Source organism: Caulobacter sp. GW821-FHT10F06, from assembly GCF_058809215.1.
On record NZ_JBXASK010000002.1, the window covers coordinates 197,932 to 211,748 of the forward strand.

Sequence of the window (13,817 nt, forward strand, 5' to 3'; positions counted from 1 at the left end):
GCTCCTCGCTAGGACGCCCATGAACACCCAGGCTCTTGCTGATCTTTTGGCCGCCTTGGAAGGCTTCGGCTATCGGTTCGTCACGCCGACGCCGTCCGTCAGTCGGCGGATGGCCGAAAAGCCCATGCCGGGTCCGCCGACCCTGCGCGACGTCTTCGGCTGGACGCGGCCGTTCCGGGAGGGCGATCTGCCGCCGGCCGTCTTCGCGCTGCTCCAAGACGCCGGGGCGCTGGCCGGCGACGCCCAGGCCTGGCGCAGCACGGTTCGGGTCTCGACCGTCCACGAACGCCTGTTTCTGCACTCGGCCTTTCCGGCCACGGCCTCGGACGCCGTCTTCCTAGGCCCCGACAGCTATCGCTTCGCCGACCTGATCGCCGCCGAGCTGGCCTTGGACGCCAATGTCGGCACGATCCTGGACGTCGGCGCGGGCGCGGGCGTCGGCGGGCTGGTCGCGGCCCGGTACGCGCCAGGAGCCAAGGTGATCCTCAGCGACATCAATCCTCGGGCGCTCGTCCTGGCGGGCGTGAACGCCGGGCATGCCGACGCGGACTTCGAGCTGCGCAACGCCAGCGGGCTGGATGCGGCGCCCGAGGCTGTCGACCTGATCGTCAGCAATCCGCCCTATGTCGCCGGTCAGTCCGGCCGGACCTACAAGGACGGTGGCGACCTGCATGGCGCGCGGCTCTCCCTGGACTGGGCGATCGCCGGCCTGCGCCGACTGGCCCCCGCCGGCCGGTTCATCCTCTATACCGGCAGCACGATTCTGGATGGCGGCGTCGATCCGTTCCGCGACGCCCTGGAAAAGGCGGTCGGCAAGGAAGATGGCTTCGAACTGCGCTATCGCGAACTGGATCCGGACATCTTCTCCGGTGAGCTCCGACGCGAGGCCTATGCCGACGCCGAGCGGATCGCCGCCGTCGGCGCGGTGATCACCCGGGCGGCTTAGCGCGTTCGCTGGGACGACGCGCCTTCAGGTCAAAGCCGTCGCCGCTGGCCAGGACGTGGAGGCGTATGTCGAACATCGAGAGTGTCTTTTCCGGCCGCGCCTCGGCGATGTTGGATGCGGTGACGCCTTCCGCGTCGACCACATAGACCGCGCCGCTGCCGAGAACGCTGAAGACCTCGCCCTCGACGATGATCGCGGTGTCCTCGTCGATGCCGACGCCCAGCACGCGCGGGCTTTGGGCGACCGCGCCCAGAAGCCGGCCGATCCGGCCGCGCTCGGCGAAGTGCTGGTCGATGATCACGTCGCGCATCAGGCCCAGGCCCGGCGCCATGCGCAGATCGCCGATCCGGTGCGTCTCCGCGCTGGCGCCGCGCACCATCATCGTGTCACTCATCACCGAGGCGCCCGCCGACGTGCCCGCCAGGACGCCGCCTTGGCGCCAGATCTCGCGAATGCGCGCCTCGATCGGCGTGTCGCCGACCTGACTGCTGATCCGCAGCTGGTCGCCGCCCGAGAAGAACACGCCCGCCGCGCCGTCCAGCAGGGCGAGCTTGGCGTCGTCGTGGGTCTCGGCGCGATCCTCGACATAGAGCTCGACAAGGTCGGTGACGCCCAGGCCCGCGAACGCCTTTTGATAGGTCTCGAAATAGCCCTCCGGCGCGTGGGAGGCGATGGTGGCCAGCACCAGGCGGCCGCCCTTCAGGCGCTGGGCGACGGCCTTGAGGATGGCCTTGTCGCCCTCCTTGTCTTCGTGGCCGCCGATGATGATGAGCGGGCCTTCGATATTGGCTTGGGTCACGCGAGATCTCCGGAGGCGTCCTGCGCCCGATGGGTGAAGGCGCTGGCCGGGCGGTCGGCCCTGGCGTGGGCGACGGCGAACTGCGGGCTGTTGTGGCCCCAGTCCAAACGGCCGTCGGCGTCGATCACGATCAGGCCCGCCTCGCCGCCGACCGCGGCCAGACGGGTCAGGGCCGCGTCGATGGCGGGGCCTGGCGGCACGGCTTCCAGGCTGTGGATCAGCCGCGCGGCCAGGGTGGTGCGAATGATGCTCTCGCCGTCGCCCGACAGCGACACTGCGCCCACCGCGTCGTCGGCATAGAGGCCGCAGCCGGGCAGGGGGGAGTCGCCGACCCGACCCGGTAGACACCCCGGCAGGCCGCCGGTCGAGGTTCCGGCGGCCAGATGACCGTGGATGTCCAGCGCGACGCAGCCGACCGTGTCGCAACCGGTGTCCGCAGGCTGTTCGACCATCAGATCTCTCGGCGCACAGATTTCGCCGTCATGGGTGCGCGCGAAGCCTTCGGCGCCGTGCCCGACCAGCAGCACAGGGCGCTCGGGCAACATCTTTGCGGCCACCGAGATCGGGTGGCGCAGGGTGGTGACCGCCGCGACTCCGCCGACCGAAAGGTCCGCGCCGTCCATGATCGCCGCATCGCACTCGACCTTGCCGTCGGCGTTCAGCACCGAGCCATAGCCGGCGTTGAAGGTGGGGTCGTCCTCCAGCGCGCGGATGGCCGTTTCGACGGCGTCGACGGCGCTGCCGCCCGCCGCCAGCACGGCCTGGCCCGCGGCGATCGCCAGCAAGCAGCCGTCGCGATGGGCCGCCTCGGTGTCCGGCCCGATGGCCTTGGCGCCCCCATGGACGATGATGGCCCAGGCGGGGCGGGGCGCCTCGTCGGGCGGGGAACGGCGATCAGGCAACAGCGCCTCCAAGTTCGTCGCGGCGCCAGTCGCGCGGATGGTCGGCATTGGCCGCCGGCCGGAAGGACTCCACCTGGCGCCAGGCCGCATCGACGCCGGTGGGGAAGAGCAGCACCAGATCTTTGGGGCGAGCCATTTTCAGGGCCGTGTCGATGGCGTCGGTCTCGCTGAGGATCCGGTGCAGGCTGTGCTGCGGAAAACCCGCCGCCAGGGCGCCGTCGGTGAGCAGGGAGACCACCGAGCCGGCGGGACGGCCACGGCCATCGGGGCGTTCGCGGAAGATCAGGTCGTCGAACAGGCCCGCCGCGATCTCGCCCATCTCCACGATGTCCGCATCGCGCCGGTCGCCGGGAATGCTGACCACGCCGATCACCCGGCCGACGGAGGGACGCAGCCGCGCGATCAGGTCGCCGACCGCGCGCATGGCCGCCGGATTGTGCGCGTAGTCGACGATGACCCGGAAGCCATGGGCGTCGTGGACGTTGAACCGGCCCGGGTTTTCGCGGTGCGACGAGCTGAAGTCGCGCAGGGCCCGGGCGACGACCTCCAGCGGCACGCCTTGGGCATGGCCGATGGCGATGGCGGCCAGGGCGTTGGCGACGTTGAACGCCGCGAGGCCCTGGAGCGTGGCGGGAATCTCGTCGGCGTGCAGGACGCTGACACGTCGGCCGCGGTCGTGGAGCACGAGTTCGCCCGAAGGTTCGCGGGCGACCAGCAGCCCACCCTCGGCGAGGTGACGCCGAAGAGGCGCCGACAGGTCGGGGCCGCCTTGCAGTGTGAAGTAGCAGACGCGTCCGCCCGCGTGCCGGGCCATGCCCAAGGTGAGGGGATCATCGCCGTTGAGCACGCTGACGCCGCGCCGGCCCACCGCTTCGGTGACGATCGACTTGACCGCCGCCAGGTCCTCCAGCGTGTCGACGCCCTTCAGGCCCAGGTGGTCGGAGGTCACATTGAGCACGACGCCGACGTCGCAACGGTCGAAGCCCAGGCCCTCGCGCAGCATGCCGCCGCGCGCGGTCTCCAGGACGGCGACCTCGACGGTGGGATCGCGCAGCACCATCCGCGCGCTCTTGGGACCGCTGGCGTCGGCGTCCAGGATCTTGTCGTCGTCGACATAGACGCCGCTGGTGCTGGTCAGGCCCACGACCTTGCCGTGCGCGCGGAAGATTTTGGCCGCCATCCGGCCGACGGTCGACTTTCCGTTGGTGCCGGTGACGGCGATGATCGGAATGCGGGATCGCGAGCCCGGCGGATAGAGATGGGCGATGACGGCCTTGGCTACGTCGCGCGGCTGGCCCTGCGAGGGCTCCAGATGCATGCGAAAGCCCGGGGCGGCGTTGATCTCGACGATGCCGCCGCCCGTCTCGCGGACCGAGCGAGCGATGTCGGGCGCGATGAAGTCGATGCCGGCCACGTCCAGGCCCACCGTGGCCGCGGCGCGGCGCGCGATGCTGGCGTTGTCGGGATGGATGTCGTCGGTGCGGTCGATCGCGGTCCCGCCGGTGGAGAGATTGGCCGTGGCTCGCAGGGTCACCACTTGGCCCGGCGCTGGCACGGCGTCCAGGCCAAGGCCCGCGCGGACGAGCATCTCACGGACATGGTCGTCGACGACGATCCGGGTCATCACCTCCTCGTGGCCGGCGCCGCGACGCGGATCTGTATTGACCGTCTCGATCAAGACCTGAACCGTCGAGACGCCGTCGCCGATCACCTGGGCCGGCACGCGCTGCGCCACCGCGACCACCTTGCCGCCCACCACGAGAATGCGGTGGTCGTGGCCTTCGTACTGCTCCTCGACGATGACGCGGCGACCGTGCTTGGCGGCCTGGTCGAACCCCCAGCGGACGGCGTCGGCGTCGCGCAGGTTGGTGTTGACGCCGCGCCCATGGTTGCCGTCGAGGGGCTTGAGCACCACCGGTCCGCCCAGCTTGGCGGCTTCGCGGATCGCTTCGTCGGCGGTCTTGACCACGGCGCCGCGCGGGGTCGGCAGGCCGACCGCCGAGAGCACGGCCTTGGTCAGGGCCTTGTCGCCGGCGGTCTGCACGGCGATCTGCGAGGTCTCGCCGGTGATGCTGGCCCGCAGCAGCTTGCGCCGCGCGCCATACCCCAGCTGGACCAGGCTCTGGGCGTCGAGCCGAGCGGCGGGAATGCCCCGGCGGCGCGCTTCGTTGACCAGCGACCGGGTGGTGGGCCCCAACGCCTCGCCGCGCGCGATCTGGCGAAGGCCCAGGATCGCGGCGTTGAGGTCGAACGGAACTTCCACCCCACCGCTCAGCGGCGGCGCCACCATGTTCAGGTTCGACAGGCCCTGCAGCTCGCGCGGCAACAGACTGTTGACGGTCTCGATCGCGACGCGACCTGCGGCCCGTCCCAGCCCCTCGGTCTCGTAGACATAGAGGATGTTGTAGACGCCGGGGCGGCCCTTGACCGATCGGGTCTTGCCGCGGGTCGTGGCCGCGCCCGCCAGATGCTGCAGTTCCAGCGCGACGTGTTCGATCACGTGGCCGAGCCAGGTGCCTTCCCGCAGGCGACGTATGAAGCCGCCGGGCGTCTTGAAGCAGCAGCCATGGCGATCGAGGCCGGGCAGGGCGACGAGAAGCCGGTCGGTGAACCCCGGCAGTCGATGGGTCGGCCACTGTTCCAGCGGGCCCAGATCAAGCTGAATCCGGACCATCAAACGATGGCTGTAGAGGTGCGGCCCGCGATAGACTGAGGTCTCCAGCACGCGCATGTCAGGCGGCCTTGGCGCTGATCAAATGATGGTCGACGACGCGCGCTTGCGCACGGCAGATGTCTCGGATCACCAGCGCCGCCGCCAGGGCGCGGGTGGGGACAACGCCGCTGTCGCGCCGCCGTCCAGCGGGGTCCACAGTCTCCCAGCGCCAGGCGTCGCCGTGGGGACGGATCGAAAATCGCACCATTGTCATAAGGTCGTTCATCGTTGCAGCCCTGCCTTGGGAAGGCTGCACAAACGATGCGGGACGCCGCCGGTTCCTGGGTTGCATGGCCGACACAAGTGGCTGAATTCGCGAGGTTTGATCCGGGCGTCAGGCGGCTTCCCGAGCCGGGAACCGCCGGCCGTGATCGGCGCTTAGCAGGTCCTGATCCAGCCTGAGGCTTCCATGCAAATCCCCACCGCCGCAGCGCCCTGCCGCCTCCAAGACGCCGGCCTTCTGGACGGCGATGTCCAGCGACGTCTGTCCAACTGGAACCATCAGCGGCTGGACCCGACCGGGCCGTCGGACAGCTGGGAGCGCGATCTCGCCGTCGAGTTGGAGATGCGTCGCCTCGAAGGGCGCTATGTCGAAATCCAACGCGAGGCGATCGCCGCGCGCGCCGCCGAAGCGCCCACGGACGTCGCCGGGTTCATCGCCTGGTTCGAAGAGCTCAAGGCGACGGGACCCGGCCAGAACGATCCGCTTTTCCCCTGGCTGGCGACCGCCGCGCCAATGGAGGACATGCGCTGGTTCCTTCTGCAGGAAGTGGCCGGGGAGGCGGGGTTTGACGACCTGGTCGCCATGACCCAGGTCAAGATGCCGACCCAGGCCAAGCTGGAACTGGCCCGCAACTATTGGGACGAGATGGGGCGCGGCGCGGAGGCCGGCATGCACGGTCCGATGCTGGACCAGCTGGCGCGCGCCATGAGCCTGGAGCCGACCATCGAGGGCACCGTCCCGCAATCTCTGGCGCTGGGCAATCTGCTCGTCGCCTTCGCCACCAACCGCCGCTACGCCTACCACGCGCTCGGCGCGCTCGGTGCGGTCGAGCTGACGGCCCCCTGGCGAGCCGACCTTGTGGCCCAAGGCCTCAAGCGCCTCGGCGTGGGCAAGGCGCGCAAGTATTTCGCGCTCCACGCCACGCTCGACGTCGCGCACTCCGAAGCCTGGAACGCCGAAGTCTTGACCCCGCTGGTGCGCGATCGTCCCGAGTGCGCGCGCTATCTCGCCGAGGGCGCCCTGATGCGCCTGGACGCCGGTCGCCGCTGCTTTGAAGCCTATCGCGCCCGCCTGTGGCCCGCGCGGGACGTGGCCGCCTGACTCACCGCGGGTCGCTGAACGCGCCCCGAGGCGTCGCGGGCCGCAGGCGAAGCGCGCTCAGCTCCGCCGGGTCGTGCTGAGGCGCGAAGCATGCCGGATCGAATTCGCCCAGCGCCGCCAGCCGATCCCAGTCGCCGATCGTGAGCAGACCGTCCTTCAACGTCGCCAGGCCTGAGCGCTTGAGGCTCTGCAAGACCCTGTGGGTGTGGACCACCGACAGTCCCAGGGCGTCGGCGATGTCGGCCTGCAAGGCCGGAAACCGGCACACGCCGTTGGCGGCCAAGGCCAGGACCTTCTGACGCGCATAGATTTCGCAGAACAGATTGGCGGTGCGCGACAGCGCCGAGCGCCGTCCCAGGTTGACTATCCAGTTGCGTTGCAGCTTGGTCTCGGTCAGCACGACACGGCATAGCGTTCCCAGCAAATTGGGATGGGCGCGAATCAGGGCGCGCAGCTCCTGGCTTGTGGTCTGACGCATCTCGCAAAGGCCCAGGGCGCGAACTTCATGATCCACGCCTAGGAACAGACCGCTCAGGTCCAGCAGATCGCCGGGGGTCGCAAAACCCAGAATCTGTCGGCCACCGTCGGCCAGCACGTGCTGGCGCACCCCGATTCCGCTGATGAGCAGGCGCAGCTGAGCACGCTCGCCGGGGCGGACGAGCGGCTGACCCGCCGACACTTGGACGACCTTCTGCGAGCAGGCCAGAAGGCTGTCGCGCACAATCTCGCGCAGGGGGCCAAAGCGGTCGAGGCTGGCGATGAGCAGCCGGCTCACGGCGCGCGTTCCGCCATATCGCGTGACACCAGCGCGACGCGTTCTTCGCCTTTCCACACTTCGATGCGGCTGCAGCTTTGGTGCTCGCCGAGCAGGCGCAAGGCGTGGACGGCGGGTTCGCCGACGCCATCGTCCCAGCTCACATCAAGAACCGCCGCACGCTCACCGCGCGCGAAGCCCAGATAAACATAGCTCTTCACAACCGTCCCCTAGATCACGTTGAGGCGACCGTAGGGCGGTGGCGCGGGCCCGACCTTGATCTAGGTTAGTGCCGGAGCGAATTTCGGACGATTTTTAGCCTATCGATGGCCGAACCCCGCATCTTAGGTTCGAGCGCCGCAACTCTTCCGCCTGATCCGGCTTTTTGAGGCCGGAACGGTTTGAGTGCATTCCAAAGCCTTGAGGACCCCTTCGATGATTTCCGCCCTCGTGGAGAAACTGGCGCGTCGCGATACGCTCTCGGCCGATGAGCGCGAGGCGCTGGCCGAAGTGCTTGGACCTGAACGCCGCGTCCCGGCCGGCGCGCTGATCATTCACCCTGGGGACCGTCCCACGCACAGCACGTTTCTGATCGCCGGCTTCTGCGCCCGATACACGCTGACGCGCGCTGGCAAGCGGCAACTGACGGAAATCAACGTCCCGGGCGATTTCGTCGACCTTCACAGCCTGATGATGAAGCAGATGGACCACGGCATCGTGGCCCTGTCGGACTGCGTCATCGCGCCCGCTCAGCACAGCGATCTGCGTCGGTTGACCGAACGCCACGCGCACCTCACCCGGCTCCTTTGGCTGGAAACCGTGATCGATGGCGCGATCCATCGGCAGTGGCTGGTGACGATGGGTCAACAAGGCGCGGCCAGCCGACTATCGCACCTGATCTGCGAGCTCTACCTTCGGCTGGAAGAGGCTGGCCAGGCCCGCGATCTGCATTTCAGCGCGCCGCTGACCCAGGTCGATCTTGGCGATCTGCTGGGCCTGACCCCCGAGCACGTCAATCGCGTCATCCGGGATCTGCGTAACCAGGGCCTGATTGATTGGAAGGGCGCCCAGGTTACAATCGCCAACTGGGACGCCTTGGTCGACCTGGCGGCATTTGACGCGACCTATCTGCGCCTGCAGCGTGACCCCGTTTGACGCGCCGCGCCGCTAGGCAACAGCCGTTGGAAGCGGCGATAACTGGCCTTGAAGGTCGCCCGCTCTGCAGCCTGGCCCAGTCGAGCATGTTCAGCTGCGTGGCCACGACCTCGACCCGTCCCGCTGTACGCAGCACCTACACTACCCTCTTCAGGTTGGTCGCGGTGACGCCAAGGGCGTCGACGAGGTCCTGCTGGGTTAGCGGGAGGGGGTAGACGCCGTCCATCCCAATTCCGACCGAGTCCAGACGCAGCTTCAGTTCACACAGCAGATGGGCGAGCGCCTCACGGGTCGAGCGCCGCCCGACATTGATCACCCATTCACGCCAGATCGCCCCTTCGATCAGGGCTTCTCGGAGAAAGGCTTCGAACAGCCTGGGATAGGCCGCGCCGAGGGAAGCGATGTGCGACTGAGGGATTCGACAGAGCTTGCAGACCGACAGCGCCTCGAGATTGTCGTCGCGGACCCCCAGAAGAGACGCCTGCACATCGACGATGTCGCCTGGCAACAGCAACGACAGGATTTGTCGGCGCCCATCGGGCAAGATCTTGGAGCGGCACGCCATGCCCTCCAGCAAGATGGTTGCGACATTGTGGGGTTCGCTGGCCATCGCGATCATGGCTCCGGGCTTGAAGGTCAACGGATGGCTGATCGCGCTGTCGATCGCCAGCGTTTCAGACTCCGTCAGCGCCGTGTGGGCCGAGAGCTTGCGGACGAACACAGGCTCGATGAGCGAGGTCACCAACGGGGAAGGCGCAAACGCTCGGGATTGGACCCCGGCGCGGCGGCGAGGGACGTCTGGGCATGCGGGCTCCGTCTGCGCGAGCACACGCAGTCTCTCTGTCGCCGACAACCCTGGCAAAGCCGACGATGTTCCGACCCTAGGGACAATCGCCGGGCGATGCGCTGCAATTTGTCGAACGCGGTCATGCCGTGGGCGGCCGCCCCGTCTCAGAAGACCTTGCGAACCATCGGTTCGCGCGCCCAGATCCGGCCCTTGCCGGCCGCGGCGATGAAATCGTCGATCGAGGCCTTGGGCAGGTTGATCAGCCCGGCGTCGACGTCGGGATTGGCGTCGGATAGGCCGCCCTTTACGAACAGCGGCGCGGCCGCCGGCAGATAGGCGATGACCTTCAGATGGCCGAACGCGTCGCGGACGAAATTGACCGCGGTGGCTTCCAGAGCCAGGGCCGCGCCGCCTTCGTCCGACGGCGCCAGCACGACGGCGTCGAACAGCACCGACGGTCCGCCATCGACCCGAAAATCGGCAGGGAGCAGCGCACCGCCCGCCGTCGTCACGCCGGTGATGGTCGGGGCGACGATGGCCAGCTTGGCGCCCGCCGCTTGGACGGCGGCCTTCAAGTCGGCCAGCAGGGCATCGTCGACGCCGTCCGTGACCAGGCAGCCGACCTTGCGACCCACCAGGCCCGGCGCCGACTTGGCCAGGATGCTCAGCATCGGCGAGGGCTCCATGTCGGTCGCCGGCACGGGCGCCGAGGCTGGCACGATCTCGCCGCGCAGGCCAAGGCCGGTCGCCACCCGCAACGCCAGGGTCTGGTCGATATTGACTAGGCGCGACAGCATCGCCTCGCGAACCGCCGGCACGACGCACTTGCTCAGCTCGAAGATCAGCGCCGCGACGATGTGATCGCGCTCGGGTTCGGTCTGGCTGACGAAGAACATCCGGGCCTGGGTGTAGTGGTCGCCGAACGACTCGGGCCGCACCCGCAGCTGCTCGCCGGTCTCGAGGTGGGGGAAGGTCCGGTAGCCGCTCGCCTGGGATTCCCGGGCGATGTCCGGACCCAGGCTCGAGGGCTCGTAGTTCACCTGGCCCTTGGGCGCGTCCATCCGCATGTGGCCGTCGCGCTGCAGGTTGTGGAACGGGCACTGGGGCTGGTTGATCGGGATCTGGTGGAAGTTAGGACCGCCCAGGCGCTTGAGCTGGGTGTCCTGGTAGGAGAACAGCCGGCCCTGCAGCAGCGGGTCGTTGGTGAAATCGATGCCCGGCACCACGTGCGAGGTGCAGTAGGCGACCTGCTCGGTCTCGGCGAAGAAGTTGTCGGGGTTGCGGTCCAGCACCATCCGGCCGACGACGCGCAGCGGAATGACCTCCTCGGGGATGACCTTGGTCGGGTCCAGCACGTCGAAGGGCAGGGCGTCGGCCTCGTCCTGGGTGAAGGTCTGCAGGCAGAATTCCCACTCGGGGAAGTCGCCGCCGTCGATGGCCTCCCACAGGTCGCGACGGTGGAAGTCGGGATCGGCGCCGTTGATCTTCACGGCCTCGTCCCACACCACCGACTGGGCGTTCAGCTTGGGCCGCCAGTGGAACTTGACGAAGGTCGAGGCGCCGGCCGCGTTGACCAGCCGGAAGGTGTGGACGCCGAAGCCCTCCATCATCCGGTAGGAGCGCGGGATCGTCCGGTCCGACATGATCCACATGATCATGTGCATGCTCTCGGGCGTCAGCGAGATGTAGTCCCAGAAGGTGTCGTGGGCGGTCTGGGCCTGGGGGAACTCGCGATCCGGATCCTGCTTGGCGGCGTGGATCAGGTCGGGGAACTTGATGGCGTCCTGGATGAAGAACACCGGGATGTTGTTGCCGACGAGATCGAAATTGCCTTGCTGGGTGTAGAACTTCACGGCGAAGCCGCGCACGTCGCGGGCCAGGTCCGCCGAGCCCTTGTTGCCGGCCACGGTTGAGAACCGGGTGAACACCGGAACGCGCTCGCCGGGCCGCTGCAGGAAGTCGGCGGCGGTGATGGCGGACAGGTCCTCCAGGCATTCGAAGAAGCCGTGCGCCGCCGAGCCGCGCGCGTGGACCACGCGCTCAGGGATGCGCTCGTGGTCGAAGTGCATGATTTTTTCGCGCAGGATGAAGTCCTGCAGCAGCACCGGACCGCGCGCGCCGGCTTTCAGCGAGTTCTGGTTGTCGCTGATCGGCACGCCTTGGTTGGTCGTCAGCTGGGTCGCCGTATCGACGCTCTGCTGATGCAGTTCGCCGCCGGCGCCGGTCAGGGTTTCGAGGCCCATGGCGGTGTCGGGCGCGGGGGGAGCGGCGGCCTTCGAAGTCTTGGTCTTGGTGGGCATGGGATGTCCTGGCCGCTAGGGCTCGTGATGAGGAAAGGGGGGGGGGCTCAGGCAGCCGGGGTCGGCGCGAGCAGCGCCATCAGTTCGGCCTTGCGCGCGGCGAGCTTGGCGCCCAGGGCGTCGAGATCGATGCTGGTGGCGCGAACCTCGGGGAAGAGCTCCTGCTCCTCCTCCTCGACGTGGTGGCGGACCTGCTCGCCCAGCACCTTGATCTTGGCGTCGTAGAGCGGCTGGCCGGGCGCGCCGGCCTCGATCTGGGCGATCAGGGTCTTGGCGCCCATGTGCTCGACGATCGCCTCGTCGATCAGGTCGCCATCGCCGGTCTCCTCGCGGGCCGGCGGATAGAAGAACTCTTCCTCGATCTGGGCGTGGACCTTCAGAGCCAGGCAGATCTTGTCGGCCAGCGCCTTCTTGTCCGCGTTTTCGGTGAGGGTGTCGTATTGCTCGAAATATTCGTCGACCTCGCGGTGGTCGGCTTCGAGCAGAGACAGGGCGTCGAGACCAAAGGTCTTGGGCGCGGCGGCGGCCTTGGTCGCGGCGCGCTTGGTCTTCGTCTTGGCTTTGGTGTTCGCCGTGGTGGCCATGGGGGGTCTCGGTTGTGAGGAGACCTCATCAACCGGCCGGTCGGATGGCTGTTCCTGGTCGACTTTCCAGCTCTGGCAGGCGGCTGACCCGCCCGCGAAGCAGTCGCGGAACCGACACTCAATGGATGCGAGGTTTGGACCGCCGTACAGCCGTCCAAGACCCGCGCTCGGCCAGCGATCTCCAGTGTCCGAGGCGCAATGTCGGCGGCATCAAATGATGTCGGCGACCGGCGCAGGCAGAGGCGCCGGGGCCGGCGCGCTCCGCCGCTCGGCTCCAACGATCCGGGCGACGGCGAGGTCGGTGGTGACATTGCCCAGGGTGCGGAAGAGGTCGGGGATGGTCTCGATCGCCAGCAGCACTGGCAGCACGTTGATCGGCACGCCCATGGCCAGGCAGACCGGACCGATGGTGGCGAAGAACGACACCTGCGCCGGCAGGCCGACAGCCGCGAGGCTGACCGCCGCGGCGACGACGACGCCAACGCCCGCGGTGACCGGCGAGACCGCCACGCCATGCAGGTGGGCCAGATAGATGGCCACCGCGATATTGGCCGCCGCGCTGGCCGCGCGGAAGATCGACACCGACAGCGGCAGCACGACCTCGGCCGCGCCCGGCGAGGCGCGCAGGGTCGAGGCGGCTCCGATCATTGCGGGCACGCAGGCCAGCGATGACTGCGTGCCCAGGGCGATCGCCTGGACGGGCATCGCGGCTCTTGCGAAGGCGAGGGGCGAGATCCGTCCGACCACGGTCGCCAGCAGATAGGCGAGGACGGTGATGGTCAGGCAGGCGCAGACGATGACGCCGACATAGTGCAGCAGGGCGCCGGCCGCTCCGATCCCCATCTTAGCGCCGACCCCGAAGGCCAAGGCCAGCACGCCCAGAGGACCGGCCAACAGCACCCACCGCACGATCACCAGCATGGTGGCGACGATGGCCTCGAAAAACCGGACGAGGGGCGCGCGCAGGTCCGCCTCGATCCGGCTGGCCGCGAAGCCGAAGAACAAGGCGAAGACCACCAGCGGCGCCATGCTCATCTCGGCGGCGGCCTTGATCGGATTGGGCGGGATGATGCCGGCGAACCAGGCCCCCGCGGCCGCCATCGTCGGCGCGTCACGAGCTTGGCCGCGCAAGGCCTCGGCCCCCGCCGGCAAGGGCGACCATGACAGCACGAGGCTCGTCACCGTCGCGCTCAGCGCGCAGGCCGCCAGCAGCCAAATGACGAACCAGGCCATCGCCCGCGCCGCGATCCCGCCCGCCGAGGCGCTCGATGTGGCCGAGGCGACGCCGGTGACGAGCAAGGCGAACACCAGAGGCACGACGGTCATGGTCAGGGCGTCCAGCCACAGCCGCCCCACGGGCTCGGCCATCGCGAGCAAAAGGTTCAGAACGTCCGAAGGCTGTCGGCCGAACCAGGCTCCGAGCGCCAGGCCGAGCACCAGTCCAACCAGGATGCGGGTGGACATCGTATTCCAGGCCATACGCCTCGTCGTCGCGCTCGGTTCGATCATCGCACTGGCCCTTGTCGTGAAAAGCCCAGAACGACGCGATCGCC

The 13,817-nt window shown here is 68.5% G+C and carries 13 protein-coding genes; 3 read left to right on the forward strand and 10 right to left on the reverse strand.

The features are described from left to right. The first annotated feature begins 19 nt into the window (after positions 1-19). Positions 20-946: a methyltransferase gene (locus tag AC1RUS_RS04155; RefSeq protein ID WP_492913338.1), complete on the forward strand. Its 927-nt coding sequence runs from the start codon at positions 20-22 to the stop codon at positions 944-946. On the opposite strand, the gene AC1RUS_RS04160 is transcribed toward AC1RUS_RS04155, so the two are convergent. Genes AC1RUS_RS04160 through AC1RUS_RS04175 form a run of 4 tightly spaced genes read right to left on the reverse strand, consistent with a single transcriptional unit; the run spans position 930 to position 5,568 of the window. After that, the gene (locus AC1RUS_RS04160) at positions 930-1,745 is read right to left on the reverse strand and encodes a cyanophycinase (RefSeq protein WP_492913341.1); all 816 of its coding nucleotides are present in this window, start codon (positions 1,743-1,745) and stop codon (positions 930-932) included. The two genes, AC1RUS_RS04155 and AC1RUS_RS04160, sit on opposite strands and share 17 nt — an antisense overlap. Beyond that, on the reverse strand, positions 1,742-2,647 hold the full coding sequence (locus AC1RUS_RS04165; protein WP_492913343.1) for an isoaspartyl peptidase/L-asparaginase family protein: 906 nt from the start codon (positions 2,645-2,647) through the stop codon (positions 1,742-1,744). The genes AC1RUS_RS04160 and AC1RUS_RS04165 overlap by 4 nt, the downstream gene beginning before the upstream one ends. Then, entirely contained in the window at positions 2,640-5,372 is a 2,733-nt protein-coding gene (gene cphA / locus AC1RUS_RS04170) for a cyanophycin synthetase (RefSeq protein ID WP_492913345.1), read from the reverse strand. Before cphA ends, AC1RUS_RS04165 begins: the two co-directional genes overlap by 8 nt. Positions 5,373-5,379: 7 nt before the next feature. Then, positions 5,380-5,568, reverse strand: a complete 189-nt coding sequence (locus tag AC1RUS_RS04175; protein ID WP_492913347.1) for a hypothetical protein — start codon at positions 5,566-5,568, stop codon at positions 5,380-5,382. Positions 5,569-5,769: 201 nt separating this feature from the next. Here AC1RUS_RS04175 and AC1RUS_RS04180 point away from each other — a divergent pair, with 201 nt between their 5' ends. Next, positions 5,770-6,684 carry an iron-containing redox enzyme family protein gene (locus AC1RUS_RS04180; RefSeq protein ID WP_492913349.1) on the forward strand — a complete coding sequence of 305 codons (915 nt, stop codon included), beginning with the start codon at positions 5,770-5,772 and terminating at the stop codon, positions 6,682-6,684. Between the two features lies 1 nt (position 6,685). Here the strand turns inward: AC1RUS_RS04180 and AC1RUS_RS04185 are convergent, their stop codons facing one another. Both AC1RUS_RS04185 and AC1RUS_RS04190 read right to left on the reverse strand, forming a co-directional pair. Beyond that, positions 6,686-7,459 carry a Crp/Fnr family transcriptional regulator gene (locus AC1RUS_RS04185; protein WP_492913351.1) on the reverse strand — a complete coding sequence of 258 codons (774 nt, stop codon included), beginning with the start codon at positions 7,457-7,459 and terminating at the stop codon, positions 6,686-6,688. Then, positions 7,456-7,659: a hypothetical protein gene (locus AC1RUS_RS04190; protein ID WP_492913353.1), complete on the reverse strand. Its 204-nt coding sequence runs from the start codon at positions 7,657-7,659 to the stop codon at positions 7,456-7,458. Before AC1RUS_RS04190 ends, AC1RUS_RS04185 begins: the two co-directional genes overlap by 4 nt. A gap of 214 nt (positions 7,660-7,873) precedes the next feature. Here AC1RUS_RS04190 and AC1RUS_RS04195 point away from each other — a divergent pair, with 214 nt between their 5' ends. Continuing rightward, positions 7,874-8,593, forward strand: a complete 720-nt coding sequence (locus AC1RUS_RS04195) for a Crp/Fnr family transcriptional regulator (protein ID WP_492913355.1) — start codon at positions 7,874-7,876, stop codon at positions 8,591-8,593. 136 nt (positions 8,594-8,729) lie between these two features. On the opposite strand, the gene AC1RUS_RS04200 is transcribed toward AC1RUS_RS04195, so the two are convergent. The 4 genes from AC1RUS_RS04200 to AC1RUS_RS04215 all read right to left on the reverse strand — a co-directional run bounded on the left by AC1RUS_RS04200 (position 8,730) and on the right by AC1RUS_RS04215 (position 13,728). Further along, complete coding sequence (locus AC1RUS_RS04200) at positions 8,730-9,335, reverse strand: Crp/Fnr family transcriptional regulator (protein ID WP_492913357.1); 606 nt, start codon at positions 9,333-9,335, stop codon at positions 8,730-8,732. Positions 9,336-9,544: 209 nt separating this feature from the next. Next, positions 9,545-11,680, reverse strand: coding sequence for a catalase (locus tag AC1RUS_RS04205; protein WP_492913359.1), 2,136 nt, complete (start codon positions 11,678-11,680; stop codon positions 9,545-9,547). 47 nt (positions 11,681-11,727) lie between these two features. After that, positions 11,728-12,264 (reverse strand): hemerythrin domain-containing protein, encoded by a 537-nt coding sequence (locus AC1RUS_RS04210; RefSeq protein ID WP_492913361.1) that lies wholly within the window; start codon positions 12,262-12,264, stop codon positions 11,728-11,730. A gap of 210 nt (positions 12,265-12,474) precedes the next feature. Next, positions 12,475-13,728: a dicarboxylate/amino acid:cation symporter gene (locus tag AC1RUS_RS04215; RefSeq protein WP_492913363.1), complete on the reverse strand. Its 1,254-nt coding sequence runs from the start codon at positions 13,726-13,728 to the stop codon at positions 12,475-12,477. Between the last annotated feature and the right edge of the window lie 89 nt (positions 13,729-13,817).